Consider the following 26294-nt stretch of genomic DNA (forward strand, 5'->3'; position numbering starts at 1 on the left):
CCGCCGCCGCACCCGAGGTCCCGCCCGGGCCTCACTGCCCGACGAGGCAGCCGGTGACGTGATCCGCCATGAGCCGACCGCGCAGGGTAAGCACGGCGCGCCCGCGCAGAGCGGGCGCCGCCTCGAGCAGCCCCTGCCCCACGAGGCGCGCCACCACGGGCACGAGCCGCCGGGGCGTGCCGTCCGACGTCGTCGCCTCACCGGGGCGCGCCAGAGCGTCCAGCGCGATCCCCTCGCGCAGGCGGATGCCGAGCATGACCCGCTCGAGCTCGCGCGCCTCGGCGTCGACGACCTCGTGCCCGGCCACCGGCAGGCACCCCGCGGCAACCTGCGCGGCCCAGGCCACCGGAGCCTTGAGGCCCCACATGCGCACGTCACCGAAGTGCGAGTGCGCCCCGGGCCCCGCGCCGTACCAGTCCCAGTCCTGCCAGTACGCCCGGTTGTGGCGGCACTGCGCCCCGGGTCTGGCCCAGTTGGAGATCTCGTACCACTCGTACCCGGCGGCGGCCAGGGCGGCGTCCGCCATCTCGTACTTCGTGGCCTCGTCGTCGTCCTGCGGCATCTCCAGCTCGCCGCGACGCACCTGGGCCCACATCCGCGTGCCCTCCTCGATGACGAGGGCGTAGGCGCTGATGTGGTCCGGCCCGGTGAGCACCGCCGCCTCCAGGCTCCGGGCCCAGTCCTCCATGGACTCCCCCGGCGTGCCGTAGATGAGGTCGAGGCTCGTCGACAGCCCCGCCCTGCGCGCCCACTCGACGACGAGCGGCACCCGCTCGGGCGTGTGCGTCCTGTCCAGCGTCGCCAGCACATGGGGCACAGCCGACTGCATCCCGAAGGACACGCGTGTGAAACCCGCCTCGGCCAGCGCCACCAGGTAGCGCTCGTCGACGGTCTCCGGGTTGGCCTCGGTCGTCACCTCCGCGTCCTCGGCCAGCCCCCAGGTGGAGCGCACAAGGGCGACCATCCGCGCCAGGTCGCCGGCCGGAAGCATCGTGGGCGTGCCCCCGCCGAGGAACACCGTCTGTGCGGCACGCTTCGGCAGGCCCGCCCGGTCCATCGCCTCGCGCGCCAGGCGCAGCTCGCCCGCCAGGGTGCTCACGTAGTCCGACGCCGACGCCCCGCCGCCCATGTTGAGGTTCGTGTACGTGTTGAAGTCGCAGTAGCCGCAGCGCACCCGGCAGTAGGGCACGTGCAGGTACACCGAGAAGGGCCGCGCGCTCCCGTCGGGCGCCGGGGCCAGGACCTGGGCGGGCAGGTCGCCCGCCCCTGGCAGGGGCTCGCCGTCGGGCTGGCGCGGGCTCACACGTGCCCGCCCGCCGCGCTCCGCCAGGCGGCCGGGGCCTGGGTGGCTGTCCGGTCATCGATCTGCTCAAGCACCGGCTGGCGGCGGCGCGGCACCCAGGCCTCCTCGGTGCGCACGGCGGTCAGGTCACGGATCGTGCGCCCGGCGTCGATGCCGCGCTGCTCGAAACGGGTGAGGCCCCGGCCCTCGAAGCGTTCGGACCAGCCGCCCAGGACGCCCGACGGCGAGCCGGGGTCCGGCCCGTTGCCCCGCGAGCCCGGTTCGGCACTGGCCGCTCCGAGCTCGGCCCGGGCCCCGGCGTCGTCGTACCTGAAGTAGGGGCGGGTCTGGTCGGTCTCCAACCCTTCGGGCAGGGCGGAGGCTGCCTCGAGGACGTCGCGCATCTGCCAGGCGTAGTCCGCCCAGTCGGTGGCCAGGCGCCACACGCCGCCCGGGCGCAGCACACGCGCCACTGCGTCCGCGAAAGCCTCGTTGACGAGGCGGCGCTTGCGGTGGCGCGGCTTGCGCCAGGGGTCGGGGAAGAAGACCCACACCTCGCTCACACTCGCCACGGGCAGCGCGGTGGCCAGCAGCTGGGAGGCGTCGGCCGGCACCACCTTGAGGTTGCGCAGCCCCGCCCGGGCCGCCTCGCGCACGATCCTGGCGATCGCCGTCTCCCACACTTCGACGGCCAGGTAGTCCGTGCCCGGGTTCGCGGCGGCGGCCGAGAGCACCGCCTCGCCGCCGCCGGAGCCGACCTCGACGACGACGGGGCGGGCCTGGCCGAGGTGGCCCAGGGCGGCCGCGGGGTCGAGCCGGAAGCCGGCGTCCACGGTGCGGATGGCGTCGGCCCGGGGCACGTCGACGACGTAGGCGGGACCGTGCTCGGCCAGCGCCTGCCTCTGCGCCTGCGTCAGGCGCCCGCCGGCGCGCGAGTAGGAGCGCACGCGCGAGTGTATGGCGTGCGACTGCAACGGGTGGACCTGGGCCATCGCTCACTTGTCCTTACCGGTGGGGGTGTCCGCCCCGAGGGCGGCGATGAAGGCCTCCTGGGGGACCTCCACGCGGCCGATGGCCTTCATGCGCTTCTTGCCCTCCTTCTGCTTCTCCAGCAGCTTGCGCTTGCGGGAGATGTCACCGCCGTAGCACTTGGCGAGCATGTCCTTGCGCAGGGCGCGGATCGTCTCACGCGAGATGATGCGCGAGCCCACAGCGGCCTGCACCGGGACCTCGAACTGCTGGCGCGGGATGAGCTCTTTGAGGCGCTTGGTCATCATCAGGCCGTAGGAGTATGCGGCGTCCTTGTGGACGATGGCGCTGAAGGCGTCCACCTTGTCCCCGTTGAGCAGGATGTCCACCTTGACCAGGTCGGCGCTCTGCTCGCCGTCCATGTCGTAGTCGAGCGAGGCGTAGCCGCGGGTGCGCGACTTCAGCGCGTCGAAGAAGTCGAAGACGATCTCCGCCAGCGGCAGCGTGTAGTGCATCTCCACGCGCTCCTCGGACAGGTAGTCCATGCCCGTCATCGTGCCGCGGCGCGACTGGCACAGCTCCATCACCGTGCCCACGAACTCGCTGGGGGTCAGGATCGTGGCGGAGACGACCGGCTCGCGCACGTCCACCACCTTGCCCTCGGGGAACTCCGAGGGGTTGGTGACCGTGTGGGTGCTGCGGTCCTCCATCGTCACCTGGTACACCACCGAGGGGGCGGTGGAGATGATGTCGAGGTTGAACTCGCGCTCCAGGCGCTCGCGGATGATCTCCAGGTGCAGCAGGCCGAGGTAGCCGCAGCGGAAGCCGAAGCCCAGCGCCACGGAGGTCTCGGGCTCATAGGTCAGAGCGGCGTCGTTGAGCTTGAGCTTGTCCAGGGCGTCGCGCAGGTTCGGGAAGTCCGAGCCGTCCACGGGGAACAGGCCGGAGAAGACCATGGGCTTGGGGTCCTGGTAGCCCTCGAGCGGCTCGGTGGCGGGGTCCTGGGCCGTGGTGACCGTGTCACCGACCTTTGACTGGCGTACGTCCTTGACGCCCGTGATGAGGTAGCCGACCTCGCCCGCGCCCAGGCCCGTGGAGGGCTGCGGCTCGGGGCTGATGACGCCGATCTCCAGCAGGTCGTGCACAGCGCCGGTCGAGAGCATCTCGATGCGCTCACGGGGCCGCAAGGCGCCGTCGACGACGCGCACGTAGGTGACGACGCCGCGGTAGGTGTCGTACACGGAGTCGAAGATCATGGCGCGGGCCGGGCCCGTCGGCTCCCCCGCGGGCGCGGGGACAGTCTCGACGATGCGGTCCAGCAGCTCGGGCACGCCGTCGCCGGTCTTGCCGGAGACCCGCAGGACGTCCTCGGGGTCGCAGCCGATGATCGAGGCGATCTCGCGCGCGTACTTCTCCGGCTCCGCCGCCGGCAGGTCGATCTTGTTGAGCACCGGGATGAGGGTGAGGTCACCCTCGATGGCCATGTAGAGGTTGGCCAGCGTCTGGGCCTGGACGCCCTGGGCGGCGTCAACGAGCAGGACGGCGCCCTCGCAGGCGGCCAGGGAGCGGTTGACCTCGTAGGAGAAGTCGACGTGCCCCGGGGTGTCGATCATGTTGAGCGCGTAGGTGCGCGCCGCATCCCCGGTGCCGACGGTCCAGGGCATGCGCACGGCCTGCGACTTGATGGTGATGCCGCGCTCGCGCTCGATGTCCATGCGGTCGAGGTACTGGGCGCGCATGTCTCGGGGCTGGACGACACCGGTGGCCTGCAGCATGCGGTCCGCCAGGGTCGACTTGCCGTGGTCGATGTGCGCAATGATCGAGAAGTTCCGCAGCAGCTCGGGCGCGGTGGCCGCAGGGGTAACGGTGGCGGCCTGCTCGGGCGTGGGGATCGGTGACACGTGGGTTCTTCCGGGTGAGGTGCGAGGAGATGTCCTCCAGTCTCCCACGCCCCGCGTGCACGCTCCCAGCCGTGCGCTGTGAGACGGGCCCCTTCGGCCCCGAGGTCCTTCATCGTCGCCGTCCCAAACGGGCATGATGAAGGGTGATGGCACGACGGGAGGAGGAATGTGTGGCGGGCCTGCTGATCGGCGTCGTCGAGGACGACGCGAGGCACGCGCGCGTCATCACCGACTACCTCGAGCGCTTCGCCGCCGAGCGGGACCTGGAGCTGCGCACCCGTCTGTTCCCCGACGGCGACCAGCTCCTGCGCTCCTACCGCCCCGAGTACGACATCCTCCTGCTCGACATCCAGATGGCGGGCACGGACGGCCTGGACACCGCCCGCCAGATCCGACGCCGAGACCCCAGCGTCATCATCATCTTCATCACCTCCGCCCCCCAGTACGCCATCAACGGCTATGAGGTCTCCGCCCTGGGCTACCTCCTCAAGCCCGTGCCCTATTCCTCCTTCGCCCAGGAGATGTCGCGGGCGCTGGAGTCGCTGGGCCGGCGCGAGCGGCGCAGCCTCACCGTGCGCGACTCCTCGGGCGTGCAGCGCGTGCCCATGGCTGACATCGTCTACCTGGAGTCCGTCGGCCACCGCCTCGACATCCACCTGACCTCACGGGTCATCTCCCTGACCGGGACCCTGAAGGAGATGGAGCCGCTGCTTGTCCCGCACGGCTTCTACCGCTCGAACTCCTGCTACATCGTCAACCTCGCCCACGTCATGCGGGTGCACGACCAGGAGTCGGTCATGAGCACCGGGCAGGGACTGCGCATCTCGCGCCCACGCAAGAAGGGCTTCATAGAGGCCTTGACCGAGCACCTTGCCGGGGCGGACCCATGAGCGAGGAGCTGCCCGACATCCCCCGGCTGTGGACAGCGGCGGCCGAGTGGGGCGCCTGCCTCGTCTACGTGCTGGCCGCCTGGCGCGCCACGGACCCGGCCCGGCGGGCCGTCGTCGTCCTGGGCACCGCGCTGCCGGTCATCGCCCTCTACCAGCTCCTGGCCGGCACCCTGCCCATGTGGGCGTGGCTGCCGGCCATGGTGGGGGCGGTCGGCCTCATGTGGCTCGTCCTGCACCTCGCCCTGGGCGGCTCGGTGCGGCGCTCGACGTATCTGGTCGTACGGGCCTTCGTCGTCGCCGAGCTCGTAGCCTCCCTGCAGTGGCAGCTGAGCCTGTCCACCATCGCCGCCCCCGCGTCGTCATTCGCGCTCGCAGTCGCCACCATGGTCGTCTTCGACACCCTCATGCTGGGCCTGCTCCTGGCCATCGAGCGCCGCCAGATGCACTCGGACCCGTCCCCCACGCCGGTGGACGTGGCCGTCTCCACAGCGATCGCGGCGATCACCTTCGCCCTGTCCAACCTGTCCTTCGTGTCGACGGCGACCCCCTTCTCCGGGCGGCTGGGCCGCGAGATCTTCTACATCCGCACTCTCGTGGACCTGTGCGGCTACGTCGTGCTGTACGCCCAGCGGGAGACGGCGCGCCAGACCAGTGCCGCACGCGAGCTGGCCACCTCGCGTGCGCTGCTGCGCTCGCAGTACGACCAGTACCTGGCCTCCAAGCGGGCGATGGACGTCGTCAACCGCAAGTACCACGACCTGCGCAACCTGGTGACGGCGATCCGGGGCGAGGAGGACCCTCAGGTGCGCCGCGACCAGCTCGACGAGCTCGAGGCCAGTGTGCGCCCCTACGCGGCCTTCGTCCGCTCAGGCAACCCGGTCCTTGATGTCATCCTCACCGACAAGGGGCAGGTCTGCGCCGAGCGGGAGGTGACGCTGAGGATGATGGCCGACGGCGCCGCCCTGGCCTTCCTGTCACCCATGGACATGGCGGCGATCCTCGGCAACGGGCTCGACAACGCCATCGAGGCCGCCGTGAGGGTCGCAGCGCCCGAGGACCGCGTCATCCGTCTCGATATCCGACGACGTCGGGGCTTCGTTGTCATCGAGATCGAGAACCCACTGGTTGGCGCCGCTGTGAGCGGTGTGAGCAGGGACGGGCTGTTCGCCACGACGAAGGAGGACACATCCCAGCACGGCTTCGGCCTGGCCTCCATCCGTCAGGCGGCGGCCCGCTACGACGGCGAGATGAGTGCCTCGCCCACCGGCCACGGCACCTTCCGGCTGCGCGTGCTCCTGCCGGTGCCGGAGAGCGCCTCCCCCACGAGCGCTGCTCCCCCGGTCAAGTGACGCTGCGGCCTGGCCCTGTGATTGCGCCTCCCCCACGAGCGCTGCTCCCCCGGGCCCCGTGCAGGCGGGCGAGGGCTGAGCCGCCTCTCACGGCAGCCGGGCCGGATCAGTTGAGGTTGAGGGCGCGGCGGGCGACGTGGTAGCCGACGACGGGCACGCGCCGCCCCAGCGGCCCGCGCAGGTTCATGGCACGGCCCAGCACCGTGCGGCGCAGACGACGGTGAACGTCCGGGCGGCGCTCAGCCATCCGCGTCCACAGCTGCTCCTTGATGGCAAGGTTCTGCTCGGTCCCCGAGCGCAGCGCCATAGTGGAGATGACGACGCAGTTGATGAGGTAGTAGTGCAGGAGGTAGCCGTAGAGGGAGGAGCCGATCTCACCCTCCTGCGGCAGAGCCTCGAGCATGAGGGCGTTGACCCGGTCGTGCTGGTCAAGGCGGCGCACGATGACGTCGTCGGCGACGGACTGGCCCTCACGCCCGATCGTGTAGAGGTAGAGGTCGAGGTCGAGGTAGGTCAGGGACCTCACGGCGGTCAGCGGCTCGAAGGCGAAGACGCTGTCGACGTAGAAGCAGTGCTCTGGCAGGACCGTGCCCGAGGCGCGCAGCACCTCGGTGCGGTAGAGCAGGGCGTGCATCATGAGGTACTGGTCCGCACGGAAGCGGCCCACGTCGTCCCAGGTGCCCACCCGGTCCTCGGGAATGAGTCCGTGGAAGCGCACGGCGTGGGCGGCACGCCTGGCCGTCGGACGGTGGGGCACGAGCAGGCGCGAGCGCCGCCCCATGCTGTGCCAGGCCTCGGAGCCCTCGCGCACGTACACGAAGTTGGTCACGACGAGGTCCGGGGCGGTGGAGTCGATGTCCCACTGGCGCAGGCGGGCCAGCAGGTCGCGCAGGGCGACGGGGTCCAGGGCGTCGTCGGCGTCGCAGACCTTGAGCCAGGTGCCGGTGGCGTGGGCGACGCCGGTGTTGACGGCGCCCCCGTGGCCCTTGTTGTCCTGGTGGACGACGACGACGCCGGGGGCGCGTGCAGCCAGGTCCGTGGCCAGAGCGAGAGTGGAGTCCGTGGAGCCGTCGTCGACGATGATGACCTCGACCTCGCCGCCGTCGACAACGAGGCTGTCGACGCAGCGCTCGAGCCATGCCTCGGCGTTGTAGGAGGGCACGACGACGCTCAGCAGCGGCTCCACGGGCAGCAGGTCCTCTCAGGGGAACGCGGACGGGCCGAGCCTAGCAAGGCGACGGGCGGCACCGCGGTCGTACGGTGAGACGGGGCAGGCAGAGCCGGTGCGCTCAGGACCGCGCCTCAACTGCCTCAACCGCCTCAGCTGCCTCAGCAGTCTCGGCCGCCTCGGTCTTCTCGGGCACCTGCGTGAAGATGACCTTGAAGATCGGGAAGAACACCCAGAAGGAGACGGCCGCGTTGATGATCATCGTGACGACGTCGGCAACCGTCTCGCCCGTGCGCGCGCCCAGGAGGTCGATGCTCCACGAGTAGATGGGGGCCTTGTAGAGCACCTGCAGGGCGGCGGCGACGATCGTGATCACGACGTAGGCGATCGCGTACCACATGGCCGCCTTCCAGATCGAGGAGTTCGACTTGAAGGTGATGGAGCGCTGCGCGAAGAAGTTGATGACCTGGGCGATGAGCAGGGTGACCTCGACGGCCAGGAAGTAGGCCAGGCCGCCGCCGGTTCCGTCGGGCAGGATGGGCCCCGCCGTGTAGTCGAAGAGGTAGACGGTCTGGCCGCCGCTGGAGCCCACCGGCAGGAACTGGAAGGCGGTGCCCTCCAAGGACGTCAGGCCGAAGAACCAGCGGAAGACCGGCATGAGGACGAGCTGGAGCACGGTGATGCCGTTGGACAGGATGAAGAACACGACGAACTGGGCAGCGGTCTCGTGCTTCTTCTCGACGTTCTTCCACCAGGCCGTCAGGGCGTTCATGGTTGGTCTGCTTTCAGGAGTGTCTGTGTCTAACTGGTCAAGCTGTTGCTGGTCAGGCGCCGCTCAGCGGCGCGGGTGGTCGAGGACCCGCTGGACCGCCTTGTCGGCTCGACGGTTGCGCACGTAACCGCCGAGCGCGGCGCGCAGGCCGCGCAGGGTGTGGCCGTTGACGAGGTCCACCAGGCCTCCGACCATCTCGTCGGACACGGCGCCGCGGGTCATCTTGCTCGTGGCCCGTAGCGGCATGTTGAGCACGAAGAGGATGTTGAGGTCCGGCTTGCCGGTCGCGTCGGCCTTGGCCCGACGGCGCGTGAGGAAGGCGGCAACGGTGCGCGCCAGGCGCGAGCGGGCCCCGCTCATCGCCGACAGCGGGTCGTTGGGCCCTATCTCGCCGTCGGGGGCGGGCGTGGGCACCGGCCGGCCCAGCAGGGCGGCGAACTCGGCCTCACCAACCTGGTCGACCCGCCCCGTGAGGTAAGCCCCCAGGGCGGGGTCGGCGGGCTCGGGGGCCTCACCCTCGACGTCGAGGACCGCCTCAAGCGGCAGGTCCTCCACGTTGCGCCCCACCAGCACCGTCCAGGCGCCGCCGGTGACCCTCCAGGCGCCGGCAGCCGTGGAGTAGTGACGGAAGGTGTACTCGTCAAAGGGGATCGTCACCGTCACGCTCGCGCCGGCGGGCACCATGACCTTGGCAAAGCCCTTGAGCTCGCGCACCGGGCCCCACACGCCCTGCGGCGGGCTCACGTAGAGCTGGACGACCTCGGCGCCGTCGACCTCGGAGGTGTTCGTCACCGTCACGCTCGCCCCGTCGGCGTCCACCCGCAGGTCGGAGTAGTCGAAGGTCGAGTACGACAGGCCGAAGCCGAAGGGGTGAGCCACCTCGACGCCAGCCGTCTGGAAGTAGCGGTAGCCGACGTAGGGGCCGTCCGTGTACAGCGCGAGCTCGCCGGTGGCCGGGAACCACGCGGAGGTGGGGTGGTCCTCGTAGGAGACGGGGTAGGTCTCGGCCAGGCGGCCCGACGGGTTGACCTCGCCCGTGAGCACGTGCAGTGCGGCCGATGCTCCGGCCTGCCCCGACAGGGAGGTGTGGATGACGGCGCGGGCGTGCGCCTCCCAGGCGGTCTCGACGGCGGATCCGGCCGACAGGACGACGACGACCTTGGGGTTCGCCTCCGCCACGGCCTGAAGCATCCGGGTCTGCACGGCCGGCAGGCGCATGTGGGAGCGGTCCAGGCCCTCGGACTCACTGAGCTCGTCGAGGCCGATCCAGGCCAGGACGACGTCGCTACGGCGGGCCAGCTCAACGGCCTCGCGGACCAGGGCCTCGTCGTCGGCGCCCTGGCGGTCGTAGCCCGGGGCGTAGCCGACGACGTCGAGGTCGCTGTCGCCCACGACGTCGAGGAAGGTCTCCAGACGCGTGGGGTTGATCTGGGAGGAGCCGGAGCCCTGGTAGCGCGGGGTGGCGGCCATGTCCCCGATGACGGCGACGCGGGTGCCGCCGACCAGCGGCAGCACAGCGTCATCGTTCTTGAGCAGGACGATGGACTGTTCGGCAACCCGGCGGGCCACGTCATGGTGGGCCTCAGCCTCCAGCGCCGGACGCTCGCCGTGGGACAGGGCGGCCTCGCTCATGGCGATGACCTCCGTGGCGCGCTCACGCAGGGACTGACGGCTCAGGCGACCCTCCATGACGGCACGCACGATGGCGCGCGCCCCGTACAGGCCCGGAGCCGGCATCTCCAGGGAGGAGCCGGCACCGGCCGCCGCGGCGGCGTCATTGGACCCGCCCCAGTCCGAGACGACAAGCCCGTCGTAGCCCCACTCCTCGCGCAGGATCTCGGTGAGCAGGTGGCGGTTCTCGTTGGCGTAGACGCCGTTGACCCGGTTGTAGGCACTCATGAGGGCCCGGGGATGGGCCTCGCGCACGACGATCTCGAAGGCGGTGAGGTAGATCTCGCGCATGGTGCGCTCGTCGACGACCGAGTCGGAGGACATGCGCCGCAGCTCCTGAGAGTTGACGGCGAAGTGCTTGGGCGTGGCCGCCACACCCTGGGACTGGATGCCACGCACCAGCCCCGCCGCCATACGGCCCGCCAGGAGCGGGTCCTCCGAGTAGTACTCGAAGTTGCGTCCGCACAGGGGTGAGCGCTTGATGTTGAGGCCCGGGCCGAGCAGGACGTCAACGCCGAGCGCGCGCGCCTCCTGCCCCAGGGCCGCACCCATCTCCTCGGCGAGGGCCGGGTCCCAGGAGCAGGCCAGCGCCGCCGCCGTCGGGAAGCAGGTGGCCGGCTCGGACTCCGCGATGCCCAGGTGGTCGCCGCTGCCCAGCTGGCGTCGCACCCCGTGCGGGCCGTCGGACATGACGAAGGAGCGGATGCCCCTGGCGGGCAGGGCGCGTGAGTCCCACTCGCTGGCGCCCGACAGCAGGGCGGCAGCCTCGATGAGACTGAGGTCCGAGGCGTTGACGGTCACGACACAGGGTCCTTCCTAGCGGCCGTCACCTCACCGCGTCGGGCGAGGAAGCGGCGCACCGCAATGACCTCCAGGCCGATGAGTAGCACGGCGCCGACGCCCAGGACCGTCCAGGTGATGTACTCCCAGCGGGCGCGCTCGGCCTCGGGCTGGCCGTTGGCGTAGATCCAGGAGTTGGCCACCGTGTAGAGGATGTTGTGCGAAGCCTCTCGCATGGCCGTGACCGCCACCGGCGAGTTGGTGACCTGGACGAAGTTGACCCCGATATCCGTGGTGGCGAGCATCATGTCACCGCCGTTGCGCACAAGCTGGTCGGCGTTCTGGTAGCCGTAGCCACCGAAGTAGTCCGTCAGCGTCATGCCGGTGAAGCCCCACTCCTGACGCAGGACGGTCTGCAGCAGCCCGGGGTGAGCGCCCGCATAGACGGTGCCGATGTAGTTGAAGGCCGTCATGACCGCGCCGGCGCCGCCCTCCTTGATGCCGATCTCGAAGGAGCGCAGGTAGATCTCGCGGATGGCCTGCTCGTTGGACCAGGTCATGAGCATGTCGGTGCGCTTGGACTCCTGGTCGTTGAGGGCGAAGTGCTTGATGAAGGCGTACACGCCCAGCTCGGATGCGCCCCGGATCTCCTGGGCGACCTGCGTTCCGGCCAGCAGCGGGTCCTCCGAGAAGTACTCGAAGTTGCGGCCCGCGTAGGCGTAGCGGTGCGTGTTCGTGGCCGGGGCGTACCAGCCGGCGACGTCCATGTCGTGCGCCATCGTGCCGATGGCGGTACCGAAGTCGTGGGCGAGGTCCTTGTTCCAGGTCGCGGCCACGGCCACCGACACGGGCAGGCCGATGGAGCCCACGCCCGTGAAGTTGTTGTTCAGGGCGGCGGGCCCGTCGACGTCGGACACGCGCAGCTTGCCGACCGAGCCGATGGCGACCGAGCCGTAGCCGCCGTTGGCGATGAGGTTGTTCATCTCCCCGACGGTGAGCTGGTCAAGCAGCTGGTCCCACGTCGGGTCGTCGTAGGCCAGGCCGTACATGTCGCCCAGGACGAGGCCGTTGTCAGCGCCCGTCGTCGGCATCGTCACGTCATCGGCGGCCGCGTCGGCAGCGGCGGCGTCGTAGGTGTCGTTGTTGATGAAGGTGGCCTTGAGTGCCTCGCTCAACTCGAAGGAGGCGGGAGCGGCGGTGGCCACGGCGTAGTTGGCGAAGGAGTCGGCACGCGACAGGTACGTCACCGCGCCGTCGGCGTCGTCGAAGACGTTCGTGGCGGGCGCGACGTCGCCGTCGTGGGTGTTGTCCGCCGTGTCGTAGGTGACGGTCTGGGCGACGGTGAGGGTCTGGGCGGCGATCTGCGTGTGGGAGTCCGAGCGCAGGGAGATGACGTAGTCACCGGCCTCGAGAACGTAGGCCTTGGCCCCGTTCTCGTCGTAGGAGGCCATGTCGTCCTGCTCGAAGGTCAGGGTGACGGTCTCGGACTGCCCGGGCTCGAGCAGCCCGGTCTTGGTGTACTCGACAAGGTTGACCGCGGCCTTCTCGATGCCGCCGTTGGTGTACGGCGGGGTGTAGTAGGCCTCGACGACGTCCTTGCCCGCGACATCGCCGGTGTTGGTGACGTTGACCGTCACCGTGATCTCGCCGTCGGCGGCGTGCTCGACGTCGACAAGCTCCTGGTCGAAGGTCGTGTAGCTCAGGCCGTAGCCGAAGGGGTAGACAACACTCGAGTCGTAGTCGATGACGCCCTCAGCGGCAGCGGTCTCGTACCAGCGGTAGCCGACGTAGATGCCCTCGTTGTAGGACACGAAGCCGGGGCGGGTGGTGGCGCCGGTGAAGACGGAGGTCTGGGCGAACTCCTCCATGTTCGTGTAGGTGAAGGCACCGAAGTTGTTGGCCGCCGGGGAGGAGGCGATGTCGTAGGCGAAGGTGTCGGGGGTCCTGCCGGAGGGGTTGACCTCGCCGTCGAGAATGCGGCCCAGCGCGTTGAAGCCGACCTGGCCGGGGGGAAGCGCCCAGATGATGGCGTCGATCTCGGGGTTGTCGGCCAGCTCGCCGAGCTGGAAGGCGTTGGCGGCGTTGATGACGACGACGACCTTCTCGGAGTTCTGTGTGGCGACCTCGATGAGGTGCTTCTCAGGGTTGGTCAGCTCCAGGTAGCCCTGACCGTCGTCAAAGTCCGGCTCGGAGCTGGAGTTGTTCGTGTAGGAGAAGGCCGGGTTGGCCGCGATCTCGGCGTTGACGTCCTGGGGCAGGTCGAAGCCCTCGCCACCGGAGCGGCTGATGACGACGACGGAGGTGTCGGAGTACGAGCGGATGGAGGACAGGACGTCCTCGGTGTAGGCCTCGGCGGTGGGCTCGGGAAGGCTCCAGTCGGCGGCGAACATCCCGACCTCCGGGCGCGCGTCGCGGTAGCCGGTGTAGAGGTCGGTGAGGGTGCTGTTGAGCGTGAAGCCCGCGTTCGTCAGGCCGTCGAGCAGCGAGGTCGTCGGGTTCTCGGCGCTCAGCGAGCCGGAGCCGGTGCCGCCGTAGACCGGGTTGGTCGATGCCCAGCCCAGGACGTTGAGGGCGGAGCCGTCCTCAAGCGGCAGGGTGGCGTTGTCGTTCTTGAGCAGCACCATGCCCTCGTCGGCGATCGCGTTGCCGAGCTCCTCGGCCATCGCGGAGGTCTGGGCGGACAGCACACCCGAGCCGGAGGACAGGTCGAGGATTGTCTTGAGGCCTCCGTACATCATGGCGGTCACTGCCAGGGCGACCGCGACGACGGCGGCCACCCACGTGGTGGAGCGGACGAGCTTGCGCTCAGGCCTCCTGAGCCAGTGCGCGGCAATCGTGACGATGATGGCCAGGGCAAGGGCGACGCCGATGATGATGAGCTGGGTGCGCAGGCTCACCAGGACGTTGATGACGTCGTCCCAGTTGATCGACAGCATTGTCGGGGGTTTCCTCTCTCTCGCCGCGCCGGGGTGAGCACGGTCTGGGTGGAACTCATACGGTTCTCACGCGCTGGCGCGCGGCAGGGGCCGGGCCAGGTGACGTACTCATCTCACCGTGGCAACCGGGGGTGGTGCACCGCGCTGTGCACAACCTGTCGCTGTGCGCTCATGATCTGCGCGGCCCCGGCCTGCACGGACCCGGTCTGCACGGCTCGTCGTCCGCACGGCTCATGACCCGCGCTCGGGCCCGAACCTCCGAGTTTTTCTGACACCGATGGCCGTGGCGTCACCTGCCGCCCTACGCTTGCCGACCGTGATCGATCGGATTCTTGAGCTTCCTCTCATCTGGGCCTGGGGTGTGCTGTGGTGCGTGGCGATGTTGCGCGCCAACCTCATCCACTGGATGGGCCGAGGGCTGGGCAAGGGGGCAGAGCACTCGCGCTTCTCCGGGATGCTCACCAGCCCGATGTACGTCAGCGCCCAGGCGATGGCCGAGCGCTGGGGGATCATCGCGGTCCCGCTGTCCTTCATGACGGTCGGGGTGCAGTCCTTCGTCCAGCTGTGGGCGGGCGTGACCCTCATGCCACTGCGCCGCTACCTGCCCGCCGTCATGGTCGGGGCAGCGATCTGGGCGACGATCTACGCCACCGTGGGCCTTGCGGTCTTCGCCGCGTGGGTCGGTGCCGGCGGAGGCTGGGCCATCGCCGCGCTCGTCGCGGTCGCCGCGCTCGTCATCTGGGCGCGCGGCCGCCGCCAGCGGGCCCAGTCCGCCGTCGACGCCACTGTCCAGGAGCACGCCGCACCTATCCGGGTCCGTGAGGCTGTCGAGGCCTGATCCCGGCGGCCGGGCAGCGCCCGCCCGGTCCGTCTCACGATGAGACACGACTCGGCACGGATTTGGGTCACCGGAACGGCGTGGCCTAGGCTCACGGCCGTGACCACGTTCTTCTCCCGTTGCTGGTGGTGGCTCCCCTGAGGGCGAGCCACCCAGTCGCGTACGCGGAAGCAGAACACCAGAGCTCGCCACCAGGCGGGCTCTTCGTGCATTCGGAGCAGGTCGTCGGTGGCACGAACCGAGGAGACCACCTCCCATGACGACACCCACCCCACCACCGACGGTGCTCACCCAGCAGGTGCGCTACCAGCCGGACTGCGGGCGCCTCCTGGAGCACCTGGTCGCAGCCGACCTCCTGGCCACGACGACGGACCCCCACACCGGCCGCCGTCGGCCCGTGGACACGGTCCTGCTGGAGTCCGTCGACATCGCCACCAAGGTCTCGCGCACCACCATCGCGGTCCTTGAGGCCTCCGCCCGGCTCACCTGCGAGGGCGAGCAGGTCCTCATCGAGGCCCTGCCGCAAGCGCGAGCCGACGGCGAGGCCGCCCTCGCCCGCCTGCGCACTGCGCTGGGTGAGCACGTGAGCTCCGACGCCGAGTACCGCCTGGCCCTCATGATCCCGACGGCTGACGCCGCCCACCTGGAGGAGAGCGAGCGCCTGAGGGCCTGCTCAACGGTGGAGCCGCTGCGGGTGCTCGCCGGCGTGGAGGTCGACCACCCGCACCTGCCCCTGGAGGCGGGCGTGGTCGCCTTCGACTACCTGGCGACCTTCGAGACGCTGCCGGCGGTGGCAATGGGGGCCAATACCTGCCCCGACTACCTCTTCTACGATGCGCGCATCATCCTCGTCGTCGACCACCCCACTCGCGAGGCGACCCTCGTGGGGGCGAGCGTCGACGCCGAGGACCTGGCGGCCCGAATGGAGGCGCTGGCCCGGGCCATCGACTCCTTCGCTCCGCTCGAGCCGGGGCACGACGACGAGCCGGAGCGCGTCGTCGGCACGGGACACGCCGTCGGCACAGAGCGCCCAGTGGTGCGGGCCGTGCCCACCCAGAGCGACGAGGACTTCGCAGCCACCGTCAGCCGCCTCAAGGAGTCGATCAGCGCCGGGGACATCTACCAGGTGGTGCCCTCCCGGGGCTTCACGATGCCCTGCCCGGACGCACTGGCCGCCTACCACGAGCTGCGCCGCACCAACCCCAGCCCCTACATGTTCTACGTGGCCGCCCCCGGCTTCGAGCTGCTGGGGGCCTCCCCCGAGTCCGCCCTGCTGCACTCGGCACGCACCGGCACGGTCTCGATTCGCCCCATCGCCGGCACCCGCCCGCGCGGCCTGGCCCCGGACGGCTCGGTGGACCACGAGCTCGACACGCGCCTGGAACTGGAGCTGCGCACGGACACCAAGGAGGTCGCCGAGCACGTCATGCTCGTGGACCTGGCCCGCAACGACGTGGCCCGGGTGAGCGTGCCCGGCACCCGCCACGTCACAGACCTGCTGCGCGTGGACCGCTACAGCCGGGTCATGCACCTGGTGAGCGAGGTCAGCGGCACGCTCGCCCCGGGGCTCGACGCGCTGGATGCGCTGCGGGCCTCCATGACGATGGGCACGCTCACCGGCGCCCCCAAGCTGCGTGCCGCCGAGCTCATCCGCCTGACCGAAGGCGTGCGCCGCGGCTCCTACGGCGGCTCGGTCGGCTACCTGCGCGGCGACGGCGAACTCGACACGTGCATCGTCATCCGCTCGGCCTTCGTCGCCGCAGGCCGCGCCCTGGTCCAGGCGGGGGCCGGCGTCGTCGCCGCCTCCGTGCCCGAGGCGGAGGCCGCCGAGACGGTCCACAAGGCGGCTGCGGTCCTGCAGGCGGTGGCCGCCGCCCAGGGGGCCGAGCTCCTCATCGGTTCCGACACTCCCAAGGAGGCCTGAGATGCGCGTCGTCCTGCTCGACAACCGCGACTCCTTCGTCTACAACCTCGTGGACCAGCTCGCCCTGCTGGGCGCCCGGACCGGGGTCTACCGCAACACCCTGCCCACCGAGGTCCTGCTTGCGGCCCTCGAGCCCACGGCTGAGGAGCGGGACCGTGGTGAGCACCCCCTCCTGTGCCTGTCCCCCGGCCCCGGCCACCCCCGCACGAGCGGCTGCCTCATGCCCCTGACCGAGGCGGCCCTGGAGCGGGGCGTGCCCACGCTCGGCATCTGTCTGGGCTTCCAGGCGCTCGTCGAGGCCTGTGGGGGCGTCATTGGACCGGTGGGCGCGGTCCACGGGCGCAGCGCGCGCGTGCACGTCACCGAGGCCGGGCGCCACGATGCCGCACTCGCCGTCCTGGCGGGCGGCCCGCTCGACGTCGCCCGCTACCACTCGCTGGGCACGCGCACCCTGCCCCCGGACCTGGCCGCCCTGGCCGTCACCCGTGAGCAGGACCCGGTCGGCGCCGACGTCGTCATGGCGGCGCGCCACCGGTATCGCCCCGCCGTCGGCCTGCAGTTCCACCCCGAGTCGCTCCTGACGCCCCAGGGGCCGGCGCTCCTGCGGGCCCTGACCGTCTCACTGACCGGCGAGAGCAGCACCGCCTGAGCCGCCCCGTCCGGGCCGCGAGCGCCCGGGCCCACACCCGACCACGACACAGCGCCCAGCCCCACCCGGCCACCGGCGCCCACCCCCGAGGAGAACACCATGACCACCGCCCCCGCCGAGAACAACGCCATGAGTACCGGGACGGACAGCCGTCACGAGCGCACCGAGGCCGCACGCGCCCTCATGCGCACCACTGTCCAGGGACAGGTCCTGTCCTACGAGGACGCCTCCACCGTCTTCGCCGCACTGGGCGCAGGTCTGCTGAGCGAGGTCGAGACCGCGGCCCTGCTGGCGGCCATGCACGCCCGCGGCGAGCGCGCCGAGGAGGTCGCCGGCGCCGCCCACGCCTTCAGGGCAGCCGCCCGGCCCTTCCCCGAGGTCCCCATGCCCCTGCTCGACATCGTCGGCACCGGCGGTGACGGAGTGGGGACCATCAACATCTCCACCGGCGCAGGCATCACCGCCGCCTCGATGGGCCTGGCGGTCTCCAAGCACGGCAACCGTGCCGTGTCCTCCAAGACCGGTGCCGCCGATGTCATCAGCGCCCTCGGGCTGCCGCTGGAGCTCAGCCCCGAGCAGTCCGCCAAGGTTCTTCAGGAGGTCGGCTTCACCTTCCTCTTCGCCCAGGCCTACCACCCGGCCATGCGCTTCGTCGCCCCCGTGCGTGCCACCCTGCGCACCCCGACGATCTTCAACGTCCTGGGACCGCTCATCAACCCCGCCCGCCTGAGCTACCAGGTCATGGGCGTTTCCAACCCGGCGATGATGGACATGATCGCCTCCACCCTCCAGCGCCTGGGCCGCGAGCGCGCCCTGGTCATCCACGGCCTGGGCCTGGACGAGATCACCGTCCACGGGGCCACGAGCGTGCGCGAGGTGACTCCCGACGGCGTGCGCTCCTTTACGGTCACCCCCGAGGAGCTGGGGGTGCCCACGCGTCACCTGTCCGAGATGCTGGGTGGCACGCCCGCCGAGAACGCCCGGATCCTGCGCGACGTCTTCGAGAACCGGGGGCGGGCGGGGCACCGTGACGCCATCGCGGTCAACACGGGGGCGCTGCTGTACCTCGCGGGCCGGGTGGGCACGCTGCGCGAGGGCACCGAGGCGGCGCTTGAGCAGCTGGCTAGCGGCCGGGTGGCCAAGCACCTGGAGCGCATGGTCGCCGCCGCTGCCACTGTCTCTGCCACCATCTCTGGCGCCGACTCCGGCCAGGCGGACGGGACGGTCGCCTGATGGGAGCCTCAACCACCGCCGCCGACCGCCCCGAGCGGCTGCCCGTCTCGCAGCGTCTCATCGTCTCCGGCACCGTCCTGGACGCCATCGTCGAGGCGCGCCGCGCCCGCCTGCCCGAGCTGCGCGAGCGCTTCGGCCACCTGCGCGCCGAGGACCTGCCCCGCAGTGAGCGCTCCTTCAGCGCAGCCCTGCGCCACCGTTCGGGCCCGCTGGCATCCCCGCAACCGGCCCTGGTGCTGGAGTGCAAGTCCGCCTCGCCGTCCTTGGGCACGATCCGCGCCGACTACGACCCGGCGTCGCTGGCCCGCATGTACCGGCCCTACGCGGCGGCCGTGTCCGTGCTCACCGAGCCGGACCGCTTCAACGGCTCCTTCGAGGACCTGGCGGCCGTGCGCGCCGTCGTCGACTGCCCGGTGCTGTGCAAGGACTTCATCGTCGACGAGGTGCAGGTGCTCGCCGCCCGCCACCTGGGGGCCGACGCAATCCTGCTCATGCTCTCCATCGTGCCCGACGACGTCTACCGCGAGCTCGCACACCTGGCCTCCTGCCTGGGCATGGAGGTGCTCACGGAGGTCTCGACCGTGGAGGAGATGCACCGGGCGGCCGCGCTGGGCGCCGCCGTCGTCGGGATCAACAACCGTGACCTGCGCACCCTGGCCACGGACGTGGCCCGCACCGAGCAGATGGCGCCGCTGGCTCCGGCCGGGGTGGTCCTCGTGGGCGAGTCCGGGGTGGGCAGTGCCGACGACGTGCGCCGCCTGGCGCCGTTCGTTGACGCCCTGCTCATCGGCTCCTCCCTGTCGTCCGCCGAGGACCCGGCAGCCCTGGCCGCCTCCTTCGCCACCGCCATCCCCGTCCCCACCACCCGGGAGAAGACCATGACTGCCAACCCCGCCGACACGGGTGCCCACCCCCGGAGCGCGCCGACCGCTGTCGGAGCCGACGACGTCGGAACCGATGCCGCCGTGCCTCCTGCCGCCTCGCCGTCGGCCACCGTCCCCCCGCAGGGTGGGCGCGAGCACGACGGGCACCACCACCCCCGGCTGAGCGCGTACTTCGGCCCCTACGGCGGCCAGTACGTGCCCGAGCTGCTCATCCCCGCCCTCGATGAGCTCGAGGACGCCTTCATCGAGGCGCAGGCGGACCCGTCCTTCCAGGCCGAGTTCGACGAGCTCCTGCGCCGCTACCTTGGGCGTCCCACCCCGGTGACCGAGCTGCGCAACCTGCCGCGCCAGGGCAACGCCCGCATCTTCCTCAAGCGCGAGGACCTCGTCCACGGCGGCGCCCACAAGGGCAACCAGGTGCTCGGCCAGGCGCTGCTGGCCAAGCGGATGGGCAAGAGCCGCATCATCGCCGAGACCGGCGCAGGCCAGCACGGCACGGCCACCGCGATGGTCTGTGCGCTGCTGGGCCTGGAGTGCACCGTGTACATGGGGGCCACCGACGTCGTGCGCCAGGCCGCCAACGTCGAGCGCATGGAGCTCATGGGCGCGACCGTGGTGCCGGTCGACAGTGGGGCGGGCACGCTCAAGGACGCCGTCAACGAGGCCCTGCGTGACTGGACCGCCTCCTTCGCCACCACCCACTACCTGCTGGGCACGGCCGCCGGCCCCCACCCCTTCCCCACCATCGTGCACGAGTACCACCGGTGCATCTCCACCGAGGCGCGCGCCCAGGTGCTCGCCCTCACCGGGCGCCTGCCCGACCATGTCATCGCCTGCGTGGGCGGCGGATCCAATGCCATCGGGATGTTCAGCGAGTTCATCGCGGACGAGGGTGTGGGCCTCATCGGCGTCGAGCCGGCCGGTGAGGGCCTGGACTCGGGGCGTCACGGCGCCCCGGTCAACGCGGGCAGGGTCGGCATCCTGCACGGTGCGCGCTCCTACCTCATGCGCACCGAGGAGGGGCAGGTCGAGGAGTCCTTCAGTGTCTCCGCGGGCCTGGACTACCCGGGGGTCGGCCCTGAGCACGCCTGGCTGGCGGACACCGGGCGCGCCGGCTACGTGGGTGTCACCGACGACGAGGCCATCGACGCCTTCGTCCAGCTCTCCCGATGGGAGGGCATCATCCCCGCCCTGGAGTCCGCTCACGCCCTGGCCATGGCCCTGCGGATCGCGCGTGAGACCCCGCCCGACGCTCCGACCCCGCACCTGCTCGTGTGCCTGTCCGGCCGCGGGGACAAGGACCTGGACCAGGTCCGCCTGCGCCTGGGCGGATCCTTCTCCACCGACGGCGCCGTGGGCCACGCCTCGCGCATGCTTAAGGAGATGGGCACGCGTACCGAGTACCTGGGACTGACCCAGCACGAGTCCGCCGACGCCGGCCAGGAGGCCTGAGATGACCCGCTACCCCGAGATGTTCCGTCGTCTGAACGAGCAGGCCGAGGGGGCCTTCGTCCCCTTCGTCATGCTCGGCGACCCCACGCCCGAACTCAGTGAGGCCGTCATCGAGGCGCTCATTGAGGGCGGTGCCGACGCCCTGGAGCTGGGCGTGCCCTTCTCCGACCCGGTGGCCGACGGCCCGACGATCCAGCGCGCCCACATCCGGGCGCTTCGGGCCGAGGCGGGGCTGCGCACCTCGCTGGAGATCGTGCTGCGGGTGCGCGAGCGCCACCCGCAGCTGCCGGTTGGGCTGCTGGTCTACGGCAACGTGCCCTTCGCCGTCGGGCTGGAGGAGTTCTACCGCCTGTGCGCCGCCAGCGGCGTGGACTCGGTGCTGCTGCCGGATGTGCCGGTGCGCGAGGGCGAGGCCTTCTCGGCCGCGGCCGAGGCGGCCGGGGTCGACGCCGTCTACATCGCCCCGCCCTCGGCCTCCGCCGAGACCCTTGACGGTGTGGCCCGCCGCTCGCGCGGCTACGTGTATGCGGTCTCGCGCGTCGGGGTGACGGGCACCGAGCGGGCCTCGTCGACCGTGGGGCTGGCAGAGTCGGTGGCACGTCTGCGTGCGGACGCGGCCGCGCCGGTCATGCTCGGCTTCGGCATCTCGACACCGCAGCAGGTTGCCGAGGCGGTGGCGGCCGGGGCGGACGGGGCGATCTCCGGCTCGGCGGTGGTGAGGATCATCGAGTCCCACGTGCCGGCGCTGCTGGGCGGCGATGCCAGCACGCGCCAGGTGGCGCAGGGGGCACTGTGCGAGGACCTGGTGGGCTTCGTGTGCGCGATGAAGGCCGCCACCCTCCGCACAGACAGCTAGTAACCTCCATATCCTCCTCCTTCCTTCCCGCGAGAACTGGTGTTAAACCTCACCAAAACTGGTGTCATTCCCCACGAGAACTGGTGTTAAACCTCACCAGACCTGGTGTTGTCCTCCACCACACCGGTTCCAGCACGCAGCACCAGTTCTCGCGTCAGACAACACCAGTTCTCGCGCCGGATAACACCAGTTCTCGCGGGTAGGGTCGGGGCATGGTTTCTCTGCTCAACCGGATCATCGCGATCCTCGCCCGCGTCGTCCGCGACGTCCTCGAGGACGCCAGCTCCGGCCGGACCCCGAAGGCCGGGCGGCCTGCACGCCCCCACGCGCAGGCCAGCCGCCCCCGGGCAGACGTCACCGAGTACGACGTCGCCACACACGGCCTGCCCGCCTTCTCCTACTCCCCCGATCCCGACGGCGACGCCGATCCTGGCGAGGTCGTGTGGACGTGGGTGCCCTACGAGGAGGACGCCACCCAGGGCAAGGACCGTCCGGTCCTCGTCCTGGCACGCGAGGGCTCCGGCTCCTCCGCGCGCCTCATCGTCGCCCAGCTCACGAGCAAGGACCACGACCACGACCGCGCCCAACAGGCGCGTCACGGCCGCTACTGGTTCGACGTCGGCACCGGCGCCTGGGACCCCAAGGGGCGCCCCAGCGAGATGCGCCTGGACCGCCTGCTCCTCGTCGACCCCTCCGCGGTGCGACGTGAGGGCGCGACGATGAGCCGGGCCGTCTTCACCAGTGCCGTCCAGGAACTGAGGAAGCACTGGGGCTGACAGCGCTGCGCCAACACGCGCTTTCGCGGGCGCTCCCGACGAGTCTCGTCGCCCACTGGAAGAGACTGGCAAGTAAAGGTATGCTTTAGGGTACCGTCAAAGAGGACGGATCGTCAGAGAGGATGGACTCATGCGTATTCCCCACTTCTCATCACTACTCGCTATCCCACTTCTCGCTCTCGCACTCGCAGTCACACCAACCGCCTCAGCCGCCGAATCACCAGTTCCAGACGACGCCGCAGGATCGGGATCGGTCGTCATTGAGGACCAGGCGACGACATGGAGTAGCGGCGCCAGGCCTTACGGCATTGTTGGTTCCCACACGGTTTCAGTTGCTGGAGGCCAGTGGAGTTACGGGACAAACGCAACCACCGTCTGGTCGAGGTTCTATCACCCGACTCGCTATCACGGCTCCACAGTGAGTAAGTACGACGGGGGTGTGTTTTTGCGCAGTCCCGTCACTGCGCCTGGCGCGTGGTCTCACGCGCAAATGACTCGCTCAGCAGACTCCAATGAGGCGTACTACTGGTTCAAGTGACGCGTTGCGGTTGTCCTGGGTGCTCAGTTCTGCTGAAGGGCACCCAGGACCACCGCCATCTCAAACATGACCCTCATCACTCGCGCCACCTGGGCCCTGCTACTGACTCTCACGTTCGCGACAGTTCTCCTCGTCCCGAGACAAGTGGAATACACCTTCCCAGCTGAGAGCACCTGTCAGTTCATCATCACCGAGACGGGCGTCAGCCCCAGCGAACTGCTGGAACTGTCCGAGCAGCACGACGTCGAGTTCGTGCAGCTGCTCATGACCACGGACACCATGGGCCTTAACAGCGAGCCGCTCGCCACGAATGTCATCGAGATACTCGGCCACGACCCGGACGACTACATCCGCCCGCCGCTGACACCCATGTTCGCCGAGGCACCCATCGTGTACGCAGGCAGCCACGCTCAGGACTCGGCGCTTGGCGCATGGCACGTCATTGGCCGTGAGGCGAACGTCTATCACGCACTCGACGCGGTGCAGGCACAGTGGAGCCACGCGATCCAGAGCTCGCGCGTCCTGGTCCCGGGAACAGCGACGGAGATGATGCTGCATGCCCCCCTCGGCCGGGCGCTGCTTCTCGCACTGGCCACGCACGCGGTCGTCACCGCATCAGCGGTGCTCACACGCCCTGCGCCCTGGCGCAGCAGCCTCCTTTCAGGGCGCTCGCGCGCCCGTCTGCTCATCCACCTGATGAGGCTGGGACTCGTCTCGGTCAGCACCTGGGTCCTCATCCCCCTGGGCGCTCTCGGACTCGCCATCGTCTACGACGTCTACGCCAACGCCCTGCTCAGCGTCCACCGCCTCATGACGGAGCTCATCGTTGTCGCCGCGCTTGCCGCCCTCAGCGCCACCGCCGTCGGCATCACCATCGGGTGGGGGGTGCTTGCGCGCACCAGCCGGGGGCGCGGCGCTGGATCATCCGCACTTGCTCCGCGGGTGCGGACGGTGCTCGGCGCGCTCCTGTGCGTCGTGGCTGTGTCCATGACATGGTCATTCGCTTCCTCCAGCAGCACCGCAGTCACTGGCATCCTCCAGGACCAGTCGCTGCGGCGGCAGGCGCAGGCGCAGAACTCACTGCCCGCCGCATACTCCCTGAGCATCCGCACCGCCTCAGAGCCCACTTACGACAGCCTCATGCCGCGCATCGGCGCTTTCGTCAACGATCTCGAGACCTCCGGCTCCCTCGTGCTCGCCTGGGCCATCCCTGACGGCACGACCCCAGACGCGAGCGGCCCACCGACCCTCTACCTCAACAACGCCGCCGCCACCCACTATGGCCTGGGGACCGTCAGCCCCACCGAGATGGCGCTCTACCGGCCTCGGCAGGATGCCGACGATGACGCGAACCTCTCATCCCAGCTGAGCCGGAACGCAGCCTTCGAGGCTCAGCTCGGCGGCAGCGTCGCCACACCCACGGTCTCCATCCACGACCTGGAGCAGACCACCGCGCACCTACCCCAGTCCCTGCCCGAGATCAGCTTCTTCCTCGGCGCCACCGCAACGACCACGAGCGACTGCCTCATCGTCGTCGTGCCCGACGGGTACTTCGCACCCACGAACTACCTGTCCGCGCTGTCGCAGGGCGCCGCCCTTGTCACCGCCGACACCCAGGAGGAGTTGCTCAATGACCTCAGTGCCCACCGTCTGGCCGGTCTGGTCGCTCGGGTCGACGCCGTTGGCGGCGGACACACCGCCACCATCGGTCTTAGCACGCACCGGTTCGTCCTCGACGTCCTGGTCCTGGCGGCCTCCGGCGCGGCTGCTGTCGTGAGCACGAGCGTCGCCACACGATCCTGGGTGCAGGTGCACCGCAGACAGCAGCAGATCGGACGACTGTTTGGCGGGCGCACAGGCCTGATGGTCCGTCTCGTGCCGCTTGTCCTCGTCCTCATCGAGCTCGTCGTCCTGGCTCTGCACTCGCTGCTCACCCCAGATGCTCCTGTCGCCATCACCCATGCCGTGTGCGCCACCGCACTCACCGCGGCCGCCGTCATCGCGTACCGACAGGCCACCGGCCACCACCTCACGAGGACACGCCATGACTGATGCGCTCACCGCCACCGGACTGACCATCGCACGCGGGGGACGCACCCTCGTCGAGGATCTCGACCTCTCGCTGCCCCGGGGCGCCGTCACCGCCCTGACCGGCCCCAACGGCTCCGGCAAGTCGACGACGGCGTGGTGCCTGAGCCTCCACGACCGCGACTGTTCCGGTGTTATCACCGTCGACGGCGTCCCCGCCCGCGAGATGAGCGCGCGGTCCCTACGTTCCCTCCACCGTCGCACGATCGCCCTTCAGCCCCAGGACCTCCTGCTGGAGGACTCCTGGAGCGTTGCACGCAACCTGTGGCACGCCGCGTGGTCGCTCGCCCTGCCGTGGCGGCAGCGCACGGGCCTCGTGACGGAGGTCATGGCCCGCACCGGTGTAACGGCCTTCGCGCGTAGGCGTGTGGCCTCCCTCAGCGGCGGCGAACGGATGAGGGTGGCGCTCGCACGCACACGGCTCATGCGCGAGCCCGCCCTTGTCGTCCTCGACGAGCCCACAGCGGGCAGTGACGAGAGCCTTGGCGCCCTGGTCATGGACCTGATGGAGGAGTGGACGAAGGCCGGCGCCGGGGTGCTCGTCGTCACCCACGACCAGCGGCTCGTTGAACGGGCCGACGACGTCATCAGGCTCGGTGACGAGCCCTCCGCGTGAGGTGCGCCCGGCCCACAGATATTGACGCACCTCACGTTCTGCCCGCCCCGGCGCGGCGGTCGCCTGGCGGGGGCGGCTGGTAAGGTCTCCGTCTGGACCTCTGGCCTGGCCGGCCGTGGGGTCCAGCGACCGGGCTCGCCGGGTGCTTCCACCACCTCTTGGCCTGTGTGCGCGAACCCTCTCTCCGGCCATTGACCGAATCCGACTTCAAGAAAGCGTCTTCCACAGTGGCGAACATCAAGTCCCAGATCAAGCGCATCAAGACCAACGAGAAGGCCCGCCTGCGCAACCAGTCCGTCAAGTCCGAGCTCAAGACTTACGTGCGCCGCGTGCGCGAGGCTGTCGAGGCCGGCGACAAGGCGGCCGCCGAGGAGGGTCTGAAGAAGGCCTCCCGCAAGCTCGACAAGGCCGTCTCCAAGGGCGTCATCCACAAGAACCAGGCCGCGAACCGCAAGTCCAAGCTGGCCAAGCGCGTCGCCTCCCTGTGAGCTGACCCCGCCTAAGCGCATCACGAGGGGCGCCTCCCACCTGGGAGGCGCCTCTCGGCCGCCTGCCGTCGCGCCCGCAGCGCCCGTCGCACCGGAGTCTCGACGACGGCGTGTCGCACCGCCGATGGCGGGCAACACTGGCATGACACGAAGCAGCAACATGACCCGGCGGTAGTCTTCATCGGGCCGGCGCTCGTAGCCGTGCCCGAACGGCCGCTGCTGCGGCCACGCCGA

General features: G+C 70.3%; 20 protein-coding genes. 13 read left to right on the plus strand and 7 right to left on the minus strand.

Features of this window, described 5'->3' with window-relative positions; genetic code table 11:
- Positions 1-31: 31 nt before the first annotated feature.
- Genes hemW through lepA form a run of 3 tightly spaced genes read right to left on the minus strand, consistent with a single transcriptional unit; the run spans position 32 to position 4152 of the window.
- Positions 32-1303 (minus strand): radical SAM family heme chaperone HemW, encoded by a 1272-nt coding sequence (gene hemW, locus ID810_RS07330; RefSeq protein WP_166854801.1) that lies wholly within the window; start codon positions 1301-1303, stop codon positions 32-34.
- Complete coding sequence (gene trmB, locus ID810_RS07335; protein ID WP_166854800.1) at positions 1300-2274, minus strand: tRNA (guanosine(46)-N7)-methyltransferase TrmB; 975 nt, start codon at positions 2272-2274, stop codon at positions 1300-1302. The genes hemW and trmB overlap by 4 nt, the downstream gene beginning before the upstream one ends.
- Before the next feature lie 3 nt (positions 2275-2277).
- Positions 2278-4152: a translation elongation factor 4 gene (gene lepA / locus ID810_RS07340; protein WP_166854799.1), complete on the minus strand. Its 1875-nt coding sequence runs from the start codon at positions 4150-4152 to the stop codon at positions 2278-2280.
- A 170-nt stretch (positions 4153-4322) separates the two neighbouring features.
- On the opposite strand from lepA, the gene ID810_RS07345 reads away from it, so the two are divergent.
- Both ID810_RS07345 and ID810_RS07350 read left to right on the plus strand, forming a co-directional pair.
- Complete coding sequence (locus ID810_RS07345; RefSeq protein ID WP_235931398.1) at positions 4323-5042, plus strand: LytR/AlgR family response regulator transcription factor; 720 nt, start codon at positions 4323-4325, stop codon at positions 5040-5042.
- Complete coding sequence (locus ID810_RS07350) at positions 5039-6391, plus strand: sensor histidine kinase (protein WP_166854797.1); 1353 nt, start codon at positions 5039-5041, stop codon at positions 6389-6391. Before ID810_RS07345 ends, ID810_RS07350 begins: the two co-directional genes overlap by 4 nt.
- Before the next feature lie 106 nt (positions 6392-6497).
- On the opposite strand, the gene ID810_RS07355 is transcribed toward ID810_RS07350, so the two are convergent.
- From ID810_RS07355 to ID810_RS07370, 4 genes are all read right to left on the minus strand, one after another.
- Positions 6498-7577 carry a glycosyltransferase family 2 protein gene (locus ID810_RS07355; protein ID WP_196781485.1) on the minus strand — a complete coding sequence of 360 codons (1080 nt, stop codon included), beginning with the start codon at positions 7575-7577 and terminating at the stop codon, positions 6498-6500.
- A 103-nt stretch (positions 7578-7680) separates the two neighbouring features.
- The gene (locus tag ID810_RS07360) at positions 7681-8331 is read right to left on the minus strand and encodes a hypothetical protein (protein WP_166854796.1); all 651 of its coding nucleotides are present in this window, start codon (positions 8329-8331) and stop codon (positions 7681-7683) included.
- Between the two features lie 63 nt (positions 8332-8394).
- Positions 8395-10803 carry a beta-glucosidase gene (locus ID810_RS07365; RefSeq protein WP_166854795.1) on the minus strand — a complete coding sequence of 803 codons (2409 nt, stop codon included), beginning with the start codon at positions 10801-10803 and terminating at the stop codon, positions 8395-8397.
- Complete coding sequence (locus ID810_RS07370; protein WP_166854794.1) at positions 10800-13718, minus strand: glycoside hydrolase family 3 protein; 2919 nt, start codon at positions 13716-13718, stop codon at positions 10800-10802. The genes ID810_RS07365 and ID810_RS07370 overlap by 4 nt, the downstream gene beginning before the upstream one ends.
- A 316-nt stretch (positions 13719-14034) precedes the next feature.
- Here ID810_RS07370 and ID810_RS07375 point away from each other — a divergent pair, with 316 nt between their 5' ends.
- From ID810_RS07375 to rpsT, 11 genes are all read left to right on the plus strand, one after another.
- Positions 14035-14556, plus strand: coding sequence for a DedA family protein (locus ID810_RS07375; protein WP_166854793.1), 522 nt, complete (start codon positions 14035-14037; stop codon positions 14554-14556).
- Positions 14557-14812: 256 nt separating this feature from the next.
- The gene (locus tag ID810_RS07380) at positions 14813-16480 is read left to right on the plus strand and encodes an anthranilate synthase component 1 (protein WP_166854792.1); all 1668 of its coding nucleotides are present in this window, start codon (positions 14813-14815) and stop codon (positions 16478-16480) included.
- 1 nt (position 16481) lies between these two features.
- On the plus strand, positions 16482-17129 hold the full coding sequence (locus ID810_RS07385; protein WP_166854791.1) for an anthranilate synthase component II: 648 nt from the start codon (positions 16482-16484) through the stop codon (positions 17127-17129).
- A 99-nt stretch (positions 17130-17228) separates the two neighbouring features.
- Positions 17229-18362, plus strand: a complete 1134-nt coding sequence (trpD, locus tag ID810_RS07390) for an anthranilate phosphoribosyltransferase (RefSeq protein WP_166854790.1) — start codon at positions 17229-17231, stop codon at positions 18360-18362.
- Positions 18362-20698, plus strand: coding sequence for a tryptophan synthase subunit beta (trpB, locus tag ID810_RS07395; protein ID WP_166854789.1), 2337 nt, complete (start codon positions 18362-18364; stop codon positions 20696-20698). Before trpD ends, trpB begins: the two co-directional genes overlap by 1 nt.
- A 1-nt stretch (position 20699) precedes the next feature.
- Entirely contained in the window at positions 20700-21554 is an 855-nt protein-coding gene (trpA, locus tag ID810_RS07400; protein ID WP_166854788.1) for a tryptophan synthase subunit alpha, read from the plus strand.
- Positions 21555-21766: 212 nt separating this feature from the next.
- Positions 21767-22330, plus strand: coding sequence for a type II toxin-antitoxin system PemK/MazF family toxin (locus ID810_RS07405; protein ID WP_166854787.1), 564 nt, complete (start codon positions 21767-21769; stop codon positions 22328-22330).
- A 130-nt stretch (positions 22331-22460) separates the two neighbouring features.
- Complete coding sequence (locus ID810_RS12830) at positions 22461-22868, plus strand: lactococcin 972 family bacteriocin (protein WP_166854786.1); 408 nt, start codon at positions 22461-22463, stop codon at positions 22866-22868.
- 66 nt (positions 22869-22934) lie between these two features.
- Positions 22935-24920, plus strand: a complete 1986-nt coding sequence (locus ID810_RS07415) for a hypothetical protein (RefSeq protein WP_166854785.1) — start codon at positions 22935-22937, stop codon at positions 24918-24920.
- The gene (locus ID810_RS07420; RefSeq protein WP_166854784.1) at positions 24913-25572 is read left to right on the plus strand and encodes an ATP-binding cassette domain-containing protein; all 660 of its coding nucleotides are present in this window, start codon (positions 24913-24915) and stop codon (positions 25570-25572) included. The genes ID810_RS07415 and ID810_RS07420 overlap by 8 nt, the downstream gene beginning before the upstream one ends.
- A gap of 227 nt (positions 25573-25799) precedes the next feature.
- Positions 25800-26060, plus strand: a complete 261-nt coding sequence (rpsT, locus tag ID810_RS07425) for a 30S ribosomal protein S20 (RefSeq protein ID WP_166854783.1) — start codon at positions 25800-25802, stop codon at positions 26058-26060.
- The last annotated feature ends 234 nt before the right edge of the window (positions 26061-26294 follow it).

This window comes from Actinomyces respiraculi (assembly GCF_014595995.2).
GTDB classification, from domain to species: Bacteria; Actinomycetota; Actinomycetes; order Actinomycetales; family Actinomycetaceae; genus Actinomyces; species Actinomyces respiraculi.